General features: G+C 41.9%; 14 protein-coding genes, 1 pseudogene and 1 riboswitch. Of the genes and pseudogenes, 5 read left to right on the plus strand and 10 right to left on the minus strand.

What is annotated here, in order from left to right:
* Positions 1 to 213 precede the first annotated feature (213 nt).
* Together C232_RS0104455 and C232_RS0104460 are read left to right on the plus strand one after the other, a co-directional pair.
* A complete protein-coding gene (locus C232_RS0104455; protein ID WP_018661702.1) occupies positions 214 to 840 on the plus strand; it encodes a spore coat protein in 627 nt (208 codons plus the stop codon).
* Between the two features lie 221 nt (positions 841 to 1,061).
* Positions 1,062 to 1,162, plus strand: a riboswitch (SAM riboswitch).
* A gap of 84 nt (positions 1,163 to 1,246) precedes the next feature.
* Entirely contained in the window at positions 1,247 to 2,374 is a 1,128-nt protein-coding gene (locus tag C232_RS0104460; RefSeq protein ID WP_026314477.1) for a 5-methyltetrahydropteroyltriglutamate--homocysteine S-methyltransferase, read from the plus strand.
* A 127-nt stretch (positions 2,375 to 2,501) separates the two neighbouring features.
* On the opposite strand, the gene C232_RS0104465 is transcribed toward C232_RS0104460, so the two are convergent.
* A complete protein-coding gene (locus tag C232_RS0104465) occupies positions 2,502 to 3,704 on the minus strand; it encodes an acetyl-CoA C-acetyltransferase (protein ID WP_018661706.1) in 1,203 nt (400 codons plus the stop codon).
* 212 nt (positions 3,705 to 3,916) lie between these two features.
* Here C232_RS0104465 and C232_RS0104470 point away from each other — a divergent pair, with 212 nt between their 5' ends.
* Positions 3,917 to 5,092, plus strand: a complete 1,176-nt coding sequence (locus tag C232_RS0104470) for a hydroxymethylglutaryl-CoA synthase (protein WP_018661707.1) — start codon at positions 3,917 to 3,919, stop codon at positions 5,090 to 5,092.
* Positions 5,093 to 5,136: 44 nt separating this feature from the next.
* Here C232_RS0104470 and C232_RS0104475 read toward each other — a convergent pair whose 3' ends face one another.
* Positions 5,137 to 6,435 carry a hydroxymethylglutaryl-CoA reductase, degradative gene (locus C232_RS0104475; protein ID WP_018661709.1) on the minus strand — a complete coding sequence of 433 codons (1,299 nt, stop codon included), beginning with the start codon at positions 6,433 to 6,435 and terminating at the stop codon, positions 5,137 to 5,139.
* A gap of 431 nt (positions 6,436 to 6,866) precedes the next feature.
* On the opposite strand from C232_RS0104475, the gene C232_RS0104480 reads away from it, so the two are divergent.
* Positions 6,867 to 7,292: a universal stress protein gene (locus tag C232_RS0104480; protein WP_018661711.1), complete on the plus strand. Its 426-nt coding sequence runs from the start codon at positions 6,867 to 6,869 to the stop codon at positions 7,290 to 7,292.
* Between the two features lie 285 nt (positions 7,293 to 7,577).
* On the opposite strand, the gene C232_RS0104485 is transcribed toward C232_RS0104480, so the two are convergent.
* The 8 genes from C232_RS0104485 to C232_RS0104525 all read right to left on the minus strand — a co-directional run bounded on the left by C232_RS0104485 (position 7,578) and on the right by C232_RS0104525 (position 16,054).
* The gene (locus tag C232_RS0104485) at positions 7,578 to 9,032 is read right to left on the minus strand and encodes an NADP-dependent glyceraldehyde-3-phosphate dehydrogenase (protein WP_018661714.1); all 1,455 of its coding nucleotides are present in this window, start codon (positions 9,030 to 9,032) and stop codon (positions 7,578 to 7,580) included.
* Positions 9,033 to 9,466: 434 nt separating this feature from the next.
* The gene (locus tag C232_RS0104490) at positions 9,467 to 9,676 is read right to left on the minus strand and encodes a hypothetical protein (protein WP_018661716.1); all 210 of its coding nucleotides are present in this window, start codon (positions 9,674 to 9,676) and stop codon (positions 9,467 to 9,469) included.
* Between the two features lie 139 nt (positions 9,677 to 9,815).
* Entirely contained in the window at positions 9,816 to 10,712 is an 897-nt protein-coding gene (locus tag C232_RS0104500; protein ID WP_018661720.1) for a fructose bisphosphate aldolase, read from the minus strand.
* Between the two features lie 186 nt (positions 10,713 to 10,898).
* Positions 10,899 to 13,013 (minus strand): heavy metal translocating P-type ATPase, encoded by a 2,115-nt coding sequence (locus C232_RS0104505; RefSeq protein WP_018661722.1) that lies wholly within the window; start codon positions 13,011 to 13,013, stop codon positions 10,899 to 10,901.
* Positions 13,006 to 13,377 (minus strand): ArsR/SmtB family transcription factor, encoded by a 372-nt coding sequence (locus tag C232_RS0104510; protein WP_018661724.1) that lies wholly within the window; start codon positions 13,375 to 13,377, stop codon positions 13,006 to 13,008. Before C232_RS0104510 ends, C232_RS0104505 begins: the two co-directional genes overlap by 8 nt.
* Positions 13,378 to 13,575: 198 nt before the next feature.
* Positions 13,576 to 14,874, minus strand: coding sequence for a globin-coupled sensor protein (locus tag C232_RS0104515; RefSeq protein WP_018661726.1), 1,299 nt, complete (start codon positions 14,872 to 14,874; stop codon positions 13,576 to 13,578).
* Between the two features lie 165 nt (positions 14,875 to 15,039).
* Positions 15,040 to 15,225 (minus strand): Fur-regulated basic protein FbpA, encoded by a 186-nt coding sequence (locus C232_RS0104520; RefSeq protein ID WP_018661728.1) that lies wholly within the window; start codon positions 15,223 to 15,225, stop codon positions 15,040 to 15,042.
* A gap of 55 nt (positions 15,226 to 15,280) precedes the next feature.
* Entirely contained in the window at positions 15,281 to 16,054 is a 774-nt protein-coding gene (locus tag C232_RS0104525) for an alpha/beta hydrolase (protein ID WP_018661730.1), read from the minus strand.
* 232 nt (positions 16,055 to 16,286) lie between these two features.
* Between C232_RS0104525 and C232_RS0104530 the strand changes: the two are divergent.
* Positions 16,287 to 16,618 (plus strand): annotated as a pseudogene (locus tag C232_RS0104530) (IS1380 family transposase); the annotation flags it as partial.

Genomic DNA, 16,618 nt, shown 5'->3' on the forward strand with positions numbered 1-16,618 from the left:
TGGGAATATCACCGGGATCCGATGCAAAACGTTTTTTCATTTTCCCCCTTTTTCTCCAATAAATTCATCTGAACGAAAAATCATGCTCAAACAAACGGTTTTGAGCATTTTTTGTTCAATTTTTCAGGGCTGCGAATGTAAGGTGCCGTATAATCTGATTTGTTTTTGGCAAAATAAATGTGCTTTAAATCATAGTATGATGGAGGGAAAAAAATGAAATTGGCCGCACATGAACTGCATGATTTAAATGAATTGGCGTTGAGCTGTGTGAACTCGATTACGAATATGGCGTATATGCTGCAACATGTTCAGGATCCGGAATTTAAAAAGATACTTGAGCGGCACTTTCCAATGCATGTCAGAGATTACAATATGAAGGTGGAATTTTTAAATCAGACGGAAGGGGCTAAAAAAGAACTGCCGCTGTTGAAAGAAGACAAAAAGATCTCTGATTTCACGCTGCAGATGGTACCACCGGCCATGCCCGTCCAGCCAAGAACCATTGTGGAAGATATGAATGACCGCGAAATGGCTACCGCCTATCTCTTAACATTGAAAAGAGCCGGACGTGAGTATGCATGGTCAGCCATGGAAATGGTCAATCCTGAAATCCGCTCATTTTGCCAAACCGCTTTTATGATGAGTTGTGCCCACGCCTATGATATGTGGCAGTATATGGCTTCAAAAGGTTATTACCCGGTAGAAAATGCCGAGGCTAAAGATATTGCTAAAATAGGCGCCATGTACCAGGTTGTCCCTGAAAATCAGGAGCAAATCCAACAGTATATGGCACAGTACCAAAACCCGACCGCCGGAGACAGCGGCCAACTTTTTCAATAAAAAATCCCGTTACCGTAAAGGGTTCCCCATTGAGGAAGTTGCTGGCAAAGTCCAACCGGCTAATAAAAGACAGGAAGACACTATGATAGTCTGTGTCTTGCCGTCTTTTTGCACATTAACATCCTGTTACAGAAGCACTTTTTCAATGCCGGCTATTCATTTTTTATTGACAGAATAGAATAAATGGTGTAAATTATACTTTAGTTAAATAGTTTAGAATTTTCTTATCCAGAGAGGTGGAGGGACTGGCCCTTTGAAGCCTCGGCAACAGACTAATTTTAGTACTGTGCCAATTCCAGTAGCGGATGCTTGAAGATAAGAAGAGAAACCGGCTGTGTTGATTCGCCCTCTTCTTATTTATTAGAAGAGGGCTTTTATTTTGAAAGAAAAGAGGGATTCTTATTTTATGGAAAAAACACTGGTGAAGGCGCCGTTCAGGGCAGATCATGTTGGCAGTTTTCTGAGAACCGAAGCGATTAAAAATGCAAGAAAAGATTTTACAGATGGAAAAATAGATCATGATGCCCTGAAGGCTGTAGAAGATCGGGAAATTGAGAAGCTTGTACAAAAGGAAATCGAAGCAGGCCTTAAATCGATTACGGATGGTGAATACAGGCGCGCCTACTGGCATTTGGATTTTTTGGCAGGACTGGAAGGCGTTGAACTGTTTGAAACGGAATATATCAGCCGCTTTAAGGGAGCCAAACTGAAAAATAATGCGATTAAAGTCGTCGGGAAAGTAGGCTTTCACCAGCATGATATGATCGAACACTTTAAATTTTTAAAGCAAGCCGTTGAGAAGTACGGTGATGGCAGCCAGATTGCCAAATTTTCCATTCCAAGCCCGAATATGCTATTTACCCGGATTCAGGGGGATGAATATTACAACGGCGACCGCGAACAATTCCAGAAAGATACCGCAGCAGCTTACCAAAAAGCCATTCAAGCTTTCTATGATGCCGGCTGCCGTTACCTGCAATTAGACGATACTTCGTGGATTGATTTTGTCTCGGAAGAACGGATCCAGGCAGTTGTTGAAAAACTCGGCATGGACGTACAGGACATTATTGAGACAAGAGTGCGTTGTTTAAATGAAGCCATCTCTAAAAGGCCCGATGATTTGTTGATTACGATGCATATTTGCAGGGGCAATTTCAGATCCACCTATATTACAAGCGGCGGTTATGATTTAATATCCGATGCCATATTTGCCGATCTGAATGTTGACGGGCTCTTTCTTGAATATGATAACGATCGCTCAGGAGATTTCGGGCCGCTAAAAAGCTTTAAACGGGACGACCTCACTGTTGTGCTTGGCCTCATCACATCTAAATTTCCGGAGCTGGAGGATGCTGACAAAATTAAGAAGAGAATTCAGGAAGCAAGCCGGTATATTCCATTAAAAAACTTGGCCCTAAGCCCGCAATGCGGATTTGCCAGCACAGAAGAAGGAAATCTATTATCAGAGGAAGACCAATGGAATAAAATCAAACACGTTGTTTCAATTGCCGAAAGCGTGTGGGGCAGCATTTAAGAATTTAAAAATCCTCCTTCCGCAATTTAATGGAAGGAGGAAATTTTTAATTTGCAAACTCATTTACCCTTTCATTAAGCCTCAGAGGATAACGAAACGATTTTGTAACCCCCGTTAAACAATCTGTTCAGGGATTACTTTGTAAATCTTTTCCGCATTCAACAAGAAGAGAGATGCCAATTCCGCCGCCAACGCATAGTGAAGCAACACCGTAGCGGGACTCCCTTCTTCTCATTTCGTGCAGCAATGTCACAAGTATTCGCGCTCCCGAAGCACCGATTGGATGGCCTAAAGCAATTGCCCCGCCATTTACATTGATTTTTTCAACATTCAGGCCAAGTTCACGGATAACAGCCAGGCTTTGAGATGCAAAAGCCTCGTTCAATTCAAACAGATCTATTTTTTCTAATGGAATGCCTGTTTTATCCACTAATTTTTTTAGTGCATAATAGGGGGCAAATCCCATCAATGAAGGATCCGTGCCAATTTCTGCATACCCCTTGATGACTGCAAAATAAGGAATATTTCTTGCCTCTGCAGCTGACTTTTTCATCAGAACAAGTGCGGCCGCACAATCGTTGATGCCTGAAGCATTTCCGGCCGTGACCGTGCCATCTTCGGCAAAAGCCGGCCTCATTTTCAACAGATCATCCAGGGATAAACCATCACGGATATGTTCATCTTCTTCAAATACGATTTCCCGGCCCCTGCGCGTTTTAAGCTGAACAGGGATGATTTCATCTCGAAATTTACCGCTCTTTCTGGCTTTCGAGGCTTTTTCCTGTGAATTGAGAGCAAAACGGTCCTGTTCAAGGCGGGAAATCCCAAAGTGATTCGCCACGTTTTCTGCTGTAATACCCATATGAATATTTCCAAAGGCATCTGTTAAACCATCCCGGAGCATGCTGTCAATCAAACTCGTATGTCCGGACTTGTTTCCCCAGCGGTGAGAAGGCAATAGATAGGGTGCCTGCGACATATTCTCGGTACCGCCTGCAACGACGATGTCTGCTTCCCCCAATTGAATCTGCTGGTAACCCAATATGACAGCCTTTAATCCGGAACCGCACACTTCGTTGATCGTCATAGCCGGAGCTTCAAAAGGGATGCCCGCTTTGACCGCAATTTGCCGGGCGGGGTTTTGGCCAAGGCCTGACTGCAAAACATTGCCAAAAATCACTTGGTTAATTTCCCCGGAGGAAAGATTTGCCCTGCGGATCGCTTCTTTCACTGTCCTGACGCCCAAATCTACGGCGGACACCTCTTTTAAACTGCCGCCAAATTTTCCAATTGGCGTCCGAACTGCACTTATAATGACTACTTCTTCCAAAATATCCGCTCCTTATATGGATTACCAAGTCATGGTTTTATGATTTCATTCTATCTATTTGTTTCCTATTTTACTATAATAACTATAGTATTAATCTTACACTGACTCATTGAGTTATATCAATGAATTTTATTTAAATCCATTGTATTATAGAATTAAAATCTTTTTTCCTGTTGAAAAATGGAAACAGGATAGCAAAAGGAGTGCGAAACTTGGAAATTGGTATAGATAAAATCGGTTTTTACACGCCGCATATGTATGTGGATATGAATAAATTGGCGGTTGCCAGAAATGATGAACCTGAGAAATACACGATCGGAATCGGCCAGGAAAAGATGGCCGTTCCGCCGGTTACACAGGATGCTGTCACCTTGGCTGCAAATGCCGCAATGGAAATTTTAGATGAGGCGGATAAGGAAAAAATAGATTTGGTGATTTTTGCGACCGAATCAGGCATTGACCACTCTAAAGCGGCCGCCATTTATGTCCATCATTTACTCGGCTTGAATTCCGGGGCCCGTGCAGTTGAAATGAAAGAAGCCTGCTACGGGGCAACTGCCGGAATTCAGATGGCAAAAGGGCATATCAGCCTGCATCCGGACCGGAAAGTTTTAGTACTTGGCGCGGATATTTCGAGATACGGCCTTCATACACCGGGTGAAGTGACCCAGGGGGCCGGTGCTGTTGCGATTTTGATGAGCGCTGATCCGCGGGTGATGGTCCTTGAAAAGGAAAGTGCCTATCACACTGAAGACATCATGGATTTTTGGCGGCCGCTGTACTCTGAAACAGCTTTTGTGCAGGGAAAATATTCTGTTGAAAAATATAACGGCTTTTTCAAAACGGTGTGGGAAGATTATAAGAAAAAAACAGGGCTTGCATTAAAGGACTTTGCAGCGATTTGCTTCCATCTTCCTTATACAAAACAAGGATTGAAAGCTTTAAGATTGGTGGTTGATGAAGGAAACGCAGCAGATAAAGAACGGCTATTGGCTCATTTTGAAATCAGCAAACAATACAATAAAGTTGTCGGGAATATTTACACAGGCGCGCTGTACTTAAGCCTGCTTTCCTTACTTGAATTAAATACCAGCATCGAAGCCGGAGCACGAATCGGATTATACAGCTATGGTTCCGGGGCTGTCGGGGAGTTCTTTTCCGGGATTCTTCAGCCAAACTATCGGGATTCTTTACATGTCCGCCACCATGAGGAGATGTTGTCGGGACGCAAGGAGGTCAGTGTACAGGAATACGAGGCATTGTTTAATCAAGTGCTGCCCGCTGATGGGTCAAACATTGAGCTGCCCGTTGACGATGATCCCGCACCGGTTTGCCTTTCCGGAATAAAAGACCATATGCGCATATATGTCAATAAAAATCAATCATAATGAAAATCCCCAAGTGCGGATGCCTTGGGGATTTTCTTACCCTGTTAAAGCGACCCGGACCTGATCTCATCCAGGAGCGCTTTTGCCGCAGCCAGGTCGATATTTTTTCTTTGTTTCAGTTTGTCTGCAACGACACGAATTTCGTCGCCTTTCGCACCTGCGCTCATGGCAAGCGATCTTGCGTGCAGCCCCATATGCCCTTTCTGGATTCCTTCTGTTACAAGTGCCTTAAGAGCAGAGAAATTCTGCGCGAGCCCGACTGAGACAATGATAGACTCTAATTCCTTCGCATTTTGGTACCCAAGCATTCTCTTTACCAATTGGGCACCGTGATGGACCGCAATTGAACCGCCGACCGTTCCAACCGGTAAAGGGATGGTTAAACTGCCGATTAAATCACCGTTATCTGCCATCATCCAGTTTGAGAGGGATCTGTATTGTCCTGACCGGGCAGCATAGGCATGAATCCCTGCTTCAATCGCCCGCCAATCATTTCCGGAAGCCAGAACAACCGGGTCAATCCCGTTCATGATGCCTTTATTATGGGTAACAGCCCTGTAAGGATCGGCAATTGCAAACTGGCAGGCTTCAATGATCCGGTCCCTCACTTCCGTACCTGAATACATGCCTCTTTCCAGCAGGGATACGGGAATCCGGCAGACGGCAGTCGCAAGGCATTCCGTTGTATAGTTGGAAAGAATCCCCATTAATGCTCTTCCTTTTGTTAAATCTTCAACAACAGGTTTTACTGCTTCTACCATTGTGTCAATGATATTGGCGCCCATTGCTTCCAATGTCTCAATTTGGAGATGAATGACTAAAAATGGCGGCGTCTTGGCCGTTTCGTCTGCTTGTATCACCCGGACGAAAAGGTCTTTTGCTCCGCCTCCTCTTTTCACAATAGAAGGGCGTGATTCGTTGGCCTGCTCAAGTATCTCTTCTTTATTCGCATTCAAAATCTTTACCGCATAATCCATGTCCGGGACGTCTAATAAGGCAATCTGGCCGATCATTGTCCGGCTTTGAATATCTGTCTGGAATCCGCCGGCCAGGGAAATTGTTTTGGCCGCGGAACTGGCTGCAGCAATAACGGATGGCTCTTCAACAGCCATTGGAACGACGTAATCTTTGCCGTCTATTAAAAAAGGGAGCGCAACGCCAAGCGGCAACTCATATGCAGCAATTTGATTTTCTATCATGTGGTCCGCTGTTTCCTGAGGCAATAGCGATCCTTTTTTTAATCGTTCCGCATCTTCTTCCAGTAAAACCCGGGCAGAAACAAGTGCATCAATTCTTTCAACCCGGTCTTTTTGATAAAGTTTTTTTAAAAAGGACTTATCCATCGTCTGCTCCTTTACTGTCATTTAATTTCTACTATACTTATCGTAAATGAAACGGCCTTATTCGTAAACCAAAATTGCTGCCGGCCAAATTGGCTGCAGAAGCTCTCATTACCTTTCACCGGTTACATAAATATAAAAAAATAATAGCGCAGGTTCATCTATTAAATTTACTCGTCTATCATTATATACTCCTTTCATGCATCTTTACCGATTACCGGATGCCAAATACACGAAATTGTCGTATAATATCACTATGAATATATTTTTTCAGGTTTTTCGTGTTTTCTTCGTAATTGAGCACGATAAGATTACACAGTTCGTGAAAAAAGTAAGTGATGAAAGGCTTTGTACTATGCCGGCCGAGCTATATTAGCCGGATGTGTTTCAGGGATAACTTATCATTACATATTTAGATTACCGGAGATGATCTTATGTTCAATCGCATCCTTGTGGCGATAGATGGTTCAGAAATGAGTGATAAAGCGTTAAAAACCGCATTAAATTTCGCAAAGGAAAGATTCTCTAAAGTGGGCGTCATCCATGTGGAAAGGAACCTGAATATTGCAGAAGGCATGTCGGAGGCAACGGTTGAAGATATTTATGCTGAACAAGCAAAAGAAGATAATGATCTATTGAAACAGGCCGTTTCTCTGGCAGAAGAAGAAGAGATTGAAATAGAACCTTTGATTGCAATGGGAGACCCGGCTATTCAAATTGTCAAAAAGGCAGAGGAAGGCAACTATCAGCTCATTGTCATGGGAAGCAGAGGGCTTGGAAATATAAAAGGGTTAATGCTCGGCAGTGTCAGCCAGAAAGTTTCCCAGCTGGCACATTGCCCTGTTTTAATCATTAAGTAGTCTGCAAGTACAAACTTCCGGATAAAATCCCTGTCCATTTGAATCACAAAAAAGCTGATGTGGAAAAGCCGCCATTTTTTCACATCAGTTTTTTTAAGTTCTGCTAAAATGAATGCACCCAGGATTCTTACAACTGATTCCGTGAAATTAGCTGCTTTTTTTAGGCAAAGAAAACGAAAAACCCATTGGAAAAGTTATTTCCTAACGGGCTTTTCATCATAATCTTTATGTTATTTTTGCCAGCCACTCAAAAATCAGGTCATCTGACTATTTATTGCTATTGTCTCAGTTTGTAATATTTAATACGGTCACTTTTTCGCGTGTCATTGATTCCAAACTTTTGTGGATCCCTTGTACGCCCATGCCGGATCCCTTCACGCCAAGAAATGGAAAGTGGTCCGGGCCGCGCTCTGTACGGCCGTTAATTTGGACGGTGCCTGATTCAATCCGGTTTGCAAGAGAGAAGGCTTTATCGATGTCTTTTGTAAAAATGCTGGCCTGTAAGCCAAATTCTGATTCATTTGCAATCCGGACTGCTTCTTCGTCGGAAGAAACGCGGATGACAGGCAGGACTGGCCCGAATGGTTCTTCCCAGGCTAATCTCATTTCGGTTGTTACATGATCAAGAAGCGTTGGATAAATTAAGTTCTGTTTACGCTTGTTGCCCGTTACAACGACAGCACCCTTTTCAACGGCATCATCTACTAATCCCTGCACAAAATCTGCAGCGGCATCATCAATCAAAGGAACGATCACACTGTCTTGTTCAGGAGAACCGACAGACAGCTTTTCAATTTCTTCTTTCAACAATGCAACAAGCTGATTTGCCACGCTTTCATGGACCAACACGCGCTTGATGGCTGTGCAGCGTTGGCCGGAATAGGAATACGCACCACTGATAATTTGCTTGACTGCTTCTTGCAAATCAGCATCCTCACGCACAATGCCGGGATCTTTCCCGCCGAGCTCAAGCACAAGCGGCACCATTGTAGCCTTTTTTGCAAGATGGACGCCTGTATTCGTACCACCCGTGAAAGAAATCATGTTGATGCCGGGATGTTCTACTAGATAATCGCCAATCTCAGAGCCACGGCCGGTAACTAAACTGATCAGGCCTTTTGGAAGTCCGGCTTTATCGAGTGCCTCAATCATCTTCGCCCCGCTGATTGCCCCTTGTGTTGCCGGTTTAAAAATGACAGCATTGCCTGCCATTAACGCCGGTGCAATTTTTGCCGCTGCCAGATTGACCGGATAGTTGAACGGTGAAATCGCCAGTATCACACCGAGCGGGACACGCTTTACAATCGCAAGCTTTGTTTTAGAACCGCCCGGAAAGCTGTCGCCTGCCATGCTTTTCCCATGCATATGGAGGGCTTCTTCAGCAGTATAACGGATTAATTCTGCTGTCCGGACAGTTTCTTTCTGTGCGTCTTTGAAGTTTTTGCCAACTTCTTTCATGATTGTTTCTGCAATTTCATATTCCATGTTGACGAGCTCATCTGCCCACTTATTTAAGTAATGTGCACGATCCTGAAGGGAGGTTTGTGCCCATTCTTTTTGGGCTTGCCGTGCTGAATAGATGGCTTCATCCACTTCATCCCGGGTAATCGCTTGTACCCTGCCGATTGTTTCATGAAGATAAGGAGATTGAATCTCAATTGTCCGGCCTGATTCACTTTCTATCCATTTGCCGTTCAGATAAAACTTATACGTTGAAACATTCTTCGACTTTGTTGTCATCTCGTTCCTCCTGTCTTTCAATTTCTATTTCTGATAAATCTAATTATTTTAATGGAATATGCATTCTATTATAGCAGAAACCCGTTTACTTGTAATCCACAATTGAGTGAATTTTTTTCCATTGAATACAAAAAATAAAAAAATTTTCTCATAGCCTTTGGCAACATTCATCATATCATTGTGATATTGGAATTCCGGTTTTGTAAAAGATCACTTTCATCCTAAAAGATCAATGCTTCTCATAGTTTTCGCAGGAACATCAAATCCAATTTTGAAAAAACAGGGAAACAGATTAAAACAGCCCGGGCAGGTAATTAGGCAGAAAAAAACCTGAAATCGAAAATGTTTATGACGATATCAGGATTGGAATGAAAGATGGTATTTTAGTTGGGGTGTTTTTTTGATTTCACGATTTGGAAATGAAAAGCGGGCGCTTATGACTTTCCCGGTTTATACTTTTTTTCACTGGAGGAAGTATTCTTTGAATCATGATTTTCTTTTTCTTCGTTTAAATCCTCCATCGGAATCGGATCAACGGTTTGTTCACTCTTAAATTTATCAAACAGGCTCTCATTTTCGGTTGAATATTGTTCAGGGTTATCCATCTTTCCTTTTGAGAGCGGTTTCCTTTTCTTTTCCGTCATATTCTATCACCTCGTTAGCTGTTTACCCCTTATTTTGTCATAAAAAACAAAAAAGGCTTTAAGATTGGTTGTGATATTAAAAAAAAGAACCAGCAGGACGCCTTCAATCTGAAAGCAAGACCTGCTGGCTTCATTCATCTCATCCATTCTTATTGACAGATGCATCATATATGGATACTACAGCCTCTTTTAAGGCAGCATTAAATTCCTCATCCGTTTGGTTGACGTTGAGGTCCCCGCTTAATGCTCTCGAAAAACTTGCGATTAATCCATCATTCTCCTTCAGTTTTTTATTGGCTTCATCACGGGAATAGCCGCCGGAAAGCACAACAACACGAACCACACGCGGGTGCTGGACTAATTCTTTATAGGTATTTGCAACCGTAGGAATTGTTAATTTTAGCATGACATTTTCATTTTCTGATAAGCCGTTAAGATGGCTCAGTAATTCAGATTTTAATAAGGCTTCGGATTTTTCTTTGTCCTTGCTGTGAATATCCACTTCCGGTTCGATAATCGGAACCAGGCCGGCTGAAATAATTTGTTTTGCAACTTCAAATTGCTGGTTCACGACAGCCTTAATGCCTTCCGGGTTCGCTTCTTTAATCACCGAACGCATTTTTGTACCAAAAATATGATGTTGATTCGCGCGATCAAGCAGGGCATCCAATCCCGGAATTGGTTTCATTAATTGTACGCCATTAGACAGTTCTGCTAATCCTTTATCAATTTTTAAAAACGGAACAATGCCTTTCTTCTCAGCCAAATATTCAGCCGTGTTCAGACCCTCAATTTCGCGTTCCATCGTTTGTTCAAATAAAATGGCACCAAGAATATATTTAGAGTCAAAAGCTGGTGAAGTAATAATCCTTGTCCGCATTTGATGCACCAAATCAAACATTTCTTCTTCTGTTTTATAAGCGTCTTTTGATACGCCATAGTTTGCCAATGCTTTAGGGGTACTGCCGCCGCTTTGGTCAAGAGCGGCAATGAACCCTTTTCCATTCTTAACTTTGTTGAATTGATTTTCGTTCATGTTCTTTTGCTCCTTCCAATGTATTATGGTTTCTTCGGTTCTTCTGAAGTTTTCCACAACAAAGGGAAAAGAAACCATCTATTCTAAGTGTAGCACTGGAAGGCTGAGGATCAAAAATAAAAAGGCTGCCGGTTTTATATTTTTTACATCAACCGCAGCCCGATTTATTCATAACTCATCCTATTTTCATTCTTTAACCTTCGAAAGACGTAAGCTGTTCAATGTGACAATGATGGTCGCTCCCACATCCGCCAAAACAGCAATCCATAAGGTTAACCAGCCGGGAAAAATAAGAAGTACTGATAGAGCTTTAATAGCCAATGAGAAAGTGACGTTCTGTTTAATAATTGCCAATGCCTTACGACTTAGTTTTATCGTATAAGGCAGTTTTGTTAAATCATCAGACATAAGGACAATATCGGCTGTTTCTAAAGCTGTATCTGTGCCAGCTCCGCCCATGGCAATTCCTACGGTTGCTTCTACCAGCGCAGGGGCATCATTGACACCATCTCCAACCATGGCAACTTTTTGTTTTCCACGGTAAGACTGAATACAGGCCAACTTATCTTCCGGTAGTAATTCTGCCTGAATATCGGAAACACCGGCTTCTTTTCCAATCGTTTCGGCTGTGCTTTTGTTGTCTCCTGTCAGCATTACAGTTTGTTCAATGCCGGAGCGATGCAGTTTTTCAATAACATTTCCCGCTGAATCTCTCAGCTTGTCCGCCACCGCAATCAGAGCCAGAATAGCTGTATCCGTTCCAACTGCCATTACCGTTTTTCCTTGCTTTTGAAGGCTTACAATCTTTGTGTGAATAGCCTTTTCAATGCCCTCAGTTCGTATTTCTTCAAAAAGGTTCGGGCTGCCGGCATAGTACATGGTCCCATTCACTCTGGCCTTGACCCCCTTACCCGTAATGGACTGAAAATCTTCAATCAAAATATCGTTAAATTCCAGTCCTTCGTTCTCAGCCTTTCTAACAATTGCCGAGGCGAGCGGGTGCTGAGACCCTTTTTCAAGAGCTGCTGTTAAAGCAATAACTTCCTGCTCATTTCCCTTAAAAGCCACAATATCGGTGACCTCTGGTACCCCTCTCGTTAGTGTACCGGTTTTATCAAAAGCAATGACCTTAAGGGAACCGGCTTCTTCGAGGTGAATCCCTCCTTTGATGATGACGCCGTTTCTGGCGGCGTTCCCTATCGCCGTGACAATCGCTGCAGGGGTTGAAATAACGAGCGCACAAGGGCAGCCAACAACGAGTAGGGCTAATCCCCAATAAATCCAATCTCCCCAGGAAGCACCCATAAATAGTGGGGGACTCACAGATAACAGGACGGCAAATATAATAATCGCCGGGGTGTAAACTTTTGCGAAACGGTCTACAAACGTTTGTGAAGGGGCTTTTTCCGCCTGAGATTCTTCAACCAAATGAATAATCTTAGAAAGCGTCGTATCTTCAACCCTTTTTGTGACTTTGACTTCCAATAATCCTTCTTGATTCAAAGTCCCGGCAAAAACTTCATCATCAATGCCTTTTGTCACTGGCACTGACTCACCGGTAATGGCCGCTTGATTGAGCGTTGATGTTCCCTTGGTCACAACGCCATCCATAGCCAATTTTTGCCCGGGTTTCACAATCATTGTGTCACCAACCTGTACCTCTTCAACGGGCACCAGTAATTCTTGGCCATTCCGGCGAATCAAGGTTTGCTTTGGAGCGATTTTCATTAACGATTGAATAGATTGCCTCGCTTTATCAGCTGAGTAACTTTCCAGTGCTTCACTGATCGCAAAGAGGATAACAACGGTTGCGCCTTCCTCCCATTTACCGATTGCAGCGGCTCCTAAAATCGCAATCGTCATCAGGGTATCCATATCAAAGTCAAGACGAATCAGATTTTTAAATCCTTCAATGAATAATGAGCAGCCACCAATAATAATAGCCGCGAGGAAACCAAGTACAGGAATAATATGTTGTTCCCCATATTGATTGCTTAATAGCCAACTGATGACGAGCAAAACTGCAGAAATATAGATTTTAAAATTTTCTTTTTGCTTCCAAAAGGGTTCATGTTCAATGATTTGTTCTGCTTCATCCCTGACTTTTAAGTTTTCAAACGCCCCCGCTTTTTCCAATGCTTCAATTGTGGTGTTGCCAGTAACCATGATTTTAGAAGCGCCAAAATTAACCTTAGCGTCAAGAACGCCGTCTAACCGCTTGACATTTTTTTCAAACTTATTCGCGCATTCCATGCAGTCAAATCGATGAACACGATATGACTTAACTTGTAACTCAGGCATTGACAATCCCCTCTTGTTTATGATTTATCAGTGCAAGAGAAATAAGCGGTTTAATCCGTTCATCTTTTAAAGAATAAAAGACCATTTTTCCATCTTTATGATGGTTAACGATTCCTTGTCTGCTGAGCATTCGCAGATGGTGAGAGGCTGTCGCAACGGAAGAACCGATGATATTAGCAACATCACACACGCATAACTCCTTTTCATGGCACAGCGCGTAAGCAATTTTCGCCCGATTCTCATCTGCGAGCGCCTTAAACAACCGGACAGCATGAACGATATCTTCACTTTGCAGCAGTTCCTGTACATGATTGACCTTTTCTTCATCATAAAGATAAATTTCACAGGTATCTTGATTACTCAAAATAACCGCCTCCTTTATATTCAAATTTATATTTGAATAAATGATAACCGAGTTTTCATTCAAACGCAAATTTGATTAATCCAGATTAAAATAAATTCAGATTCATCAACTCCTATGCAGAATGAGTTTCTCAGAAAAAGGCATAACAGATCAATTCCAGATATTAAGGCCAGCCAGGTTCTGGTTGGCCACATTCCTTTAGTTCATCTTATGTGTAATGGAAGCAAGGCTATCTGCAGAGGCGGCCACCTCTTCAAACGCTTCGCCGAGTTCATTTACTACTTTTACAGTTGTAACAAGTTCATCTTGAATCTTATTATTTTGAAGCATTGTTTCTTTCATTGCATTTAAAATTTGTTCAAAATAATTTTCAGTCGTTTCCATATTTGTGTTAGCGCTTTCTACTTCTGCGCTAATTTTCCCAAGTGATTTTGTCAGTTTTTCCACTTGAGCATTGATGTTTAAAATCAAAGACGATACATTCGTTACTGAACGCTTTGTTTGTCCTGATAATTTACGAACTTCAGCGGCTACAACAGAAAAACCCTTGCCATATTCCCCCGCCCTTGCAGCTTCTATGGCCGCATTTAATGAAAGCAATTTCGTTTGGTCAGAAATATCTGTAACCATATTGACGATTTCTTGCATTTGGTCTAATATTTTCAACAATACGCTCACATCATGAGATATATCTTCTACAGAGCTGTTTATATTTGACATGGTCAGGGCCTGTCTGTGGATTTGTTCCCGGCCATTTTCAGCCCGTTCTTTAGCAAGTATAGATAATTCAGTTCCCTGATTAGCATGTGAAACGATCTCATCCGATTCGGAAAGCAATTGTTGAAATGAAGCATTTGTTTCTTCGGAAATAGCAGCCAAATTTTGTGTGGCACTTTCCACATTTTTCCGTACTGCCTTTTTTTGTTCATCTATCGCTTCTTTTAACCTTTCTGTTTCCGCATCATATGCTTCTAAAACCAATTGTTGTTCTAAGTTAAGTATTTTTGATACCGCTCTTATTGCAAGAATGATCTCTTCTTTATTTGGGATACTTTCTTCAAATATATTGATAAGGGATAAAAACAAATCCTGAAAGGCACATATATACCATTTCGTTTTCAGACCGATTCTAACATGCACTTGTGCAATCTTAATTCTTTTTGCAAAAAATGATTCATCTATTACTCCATCAAACATTTCAATAATATGTTGCTTCAAAGTCTTTCTTAATCTATCAATTGAACTGTTATCATTGATTATTTTGAACAATGATGGTTCGTTTTCAAGATTTTTATAAAACCTGTCAACAATGTAATCAATTTTCTCTAAAACAAATGGCTGTAATGTATTTATAATCTGCAAGTCTTTCTTTGTCAGCCCAATCATTTTTAATTGGTTTTCAACTTCATTACTACTAATATCGTTTATATTCCCCCTTCCACTTTCAAAATCGAGCTTAGAAACATCTTTATCTTGTTTAGTCTTTCTCAAAAACATCTATTTTCCCCCATTTCCATGCTGCTTATATAGGTATATTATACCAATATACAGTATAAATAGGTCTGGATTGTCACCAAATACATTTGGGGCCGGGATTTGAAGTGAATCCTCCGGCATTTAGCAGCTGCCGGACTTATGCAGGAGAAAAAGCAGCCGGGAGTCTTATTGGTCTCCGGCTGCTCTGGATTCTTGCTCTTTTTTCTTAGAATAGGCATACTCTTTTTCAAGTTCTGTTAATGTCAGTTTGGAAAGCTGTTTGTCATTTTCCGGGTAGGTGCCCATTGCGATCAGTTGGGCCATTAAAAATTGCCTTTTCTTTTCAATTGCTTCCCGAAGCAAGTTCCCCATAACCCATCTCCATCCCCATGAAGTATTTTCGGAGTTTAGAAAGAATGTTTGAAACTCATTCTATTGCAGTTATTGTATTTTTATGCATGACTTTTTGAATAAACAAGCTGCATTGTTCGGCAATTTGTTCTTTTTCCTGATCCAATGAGGCAACATGATAAGAATTGCGGAGCGGGATGATTGGTTTGAATGTTGAGCGAATGCCTGCCGCGATTTCGTTTGTGTTTTCCGGCGGCACGACATGATCCTCGATTGACTGGAAGAGCAGTGCAGGGCAATTGATCCGTGAAAGTTTTTGGTGCGTTTCCTGCATGACAGCCAGCAGCTCGCGGATGGATGAAGCAGGTACTTTGTCATATGTAATTTCCTTTGCACCAGGTGCTTTAATATCCGGATCGGCTTCATCAATCAATCCCAACTGTTGTTCCAGCAGGCACTTTTCCAGGACAGGAATGCTGTTGATCGCCGCATTAATCAAGACGATTCCCCGGATATCGGTGTACTTTTCGGCCAGGTTTAAAGTTAACGTGCCGCCCATGGACTGGCCGATAACGAAGATCTCCCGGCAATGCTGCTTTAAAAACCGGTACCCCTCCTCAAGGCTATTGATCCAGTCTTTGCAGGTACAGCGCTCCATATCCCTGTAATGGGTACCATGCCCGCTGAGCCGCGGCGCATGAACCGAAAATCCTTTCGATGCCAAATACTCTCCAAGAAAACGAACGCTTTGCGGGGTGCCATTGAAACCATGCGAAATCAGGATGCCAATGTCATTCCCTTTAAAGAAAAATGACGATGCGCCAGGGATGACGGGAAACTGCTCATACATAAAAAGTGCTCCTTTCCAGATTCTGTATCGATTATCAATTTTAAATGTTATGTCAATTTTAAACCAATTAATCCTAGTTGTAAAGTGTGAATAAAAGAATTTTTTAACAGCATTGATTTATTATCCCAGATTACGAAAGTAAAATAGTAATTTAAAATAAAAAAGTGCCCCATCCTTTGGTATAATTGATTTTGAGAAAAAAACAATAACCAAGAAAGGGGGCACCTTTAAGGTGAATTATATCATTCCTGTCTCAAGAATTAAATATGAATTCAATTTAAAGAATAGTACAAAATTTAGTGGCATCCTCCCATTTCTGCAATTTCTGGAACGGATGAAAATCCAGCAGACTTTCCGGGGGTTTGATTGCTTAAAGAAAGACAATGCCAAATTTCCTCTAAGTAAAATATTTGTATATCTGATTGCGGGCTGGATGACAGATTGCTCCCGTATGTTTCATTTTCAATCGCTCCAGAATGACCCTTTGATTCGTGCTTTCTTAGGAGGAAAATGCCCGCATTATACGCTTTTAAGCAAGGATCTATTAAGGTTGGAGAAAATCGA

The organism is Heyndrickxia acidiproducens DSM 23148 (genome assembly GCF_000374345.1).
In the GTDB taxonomy this organism is placed as follows: Bacteria; Bacillota; Bacilli; order Bacillales; family Bacillaceae_C; genus Weizmannia; species Weizmannia acidiproducens.

Bases quoted from the DNA above. Each gene is read 5' to 3' on its own strand.
- C232_RS0104515 (WP_018661726.1), bottom strand. From the start codon at position 14,874: ATGTTTTTGAGAAAGACTAAACAAGATAAAGATGTTTCTAAGCTCGAT.
- C232_RS0104485 (WP_018661714.1), bottom strand. From the start codon at position 9,032: ATGACAACAAAGTCGAAGAATGTTTCAACGTATAAGTTTTATCTGAAC.
- C232_RS0104525 (WP_018661730.1), bottom strand. From the start codon at position 16,054: ATGTATGAGCAGTTTCCCGTCATCCCTGGCGCATCGTCATTTTTCTTT.
- C232_RS0104475 (WP_018661709.1), bottom strand. From the start codon at position 6,435: ATGGATAAGTCCTTTTTAAAAAAACTTTATCAAAAAGACCGGGTTGAA.
- C232_RS0104505 (WP_018661722.1), bottom strand. From the start codon at position 13,013: ATGCCTGAGTTACAAGTTAAGTCATATCGTGTTCATCGATTTGACTGC.
- C232_RS0104460 (WP_026314477.1), top strand. From the start codon at position 1,247: ATGGAAAAAACACTGGTGAAGGCGCCGTTCAGGGCAGATCATGTTGGC.
- C232_RS0104455 (WP_018661702.1), top strand. From the start codon at position 214: ATGAAATTGGCCGCACATGAACTGCATGATTTAAATGAATTGGCGTTG.
- C232_RS0104490 (WP_018661716.1), bottom strand. From the start codon at position 9,676: ATGACGGAAAAGAAAAGGAAACCGCTCTCAAAAGGAAAGATGGATAAC.
- C232_RS0104500 (WP_018661720.1), bottom strand. From the start codon at position 10,712: ATGAACGAAAATCAATTCAACAAAGTTAAGAATGGAAAAGGGTTCATT.
- C232_RS0104520 (WP_018661728.1), bottom strand. From the start codon at position 15,225: ATGGGGAACTTGCTTCGGGAAGCAATTGAAAAGAAAAGGCAATTTTTA.
- C232_RS0104480 (WP_018661711.1), top strand. From the start codon at position 6,867: ATGTTCAATCGCATCCTTGTGGCGATAGATGGTTCAGAAATGAGTGAT.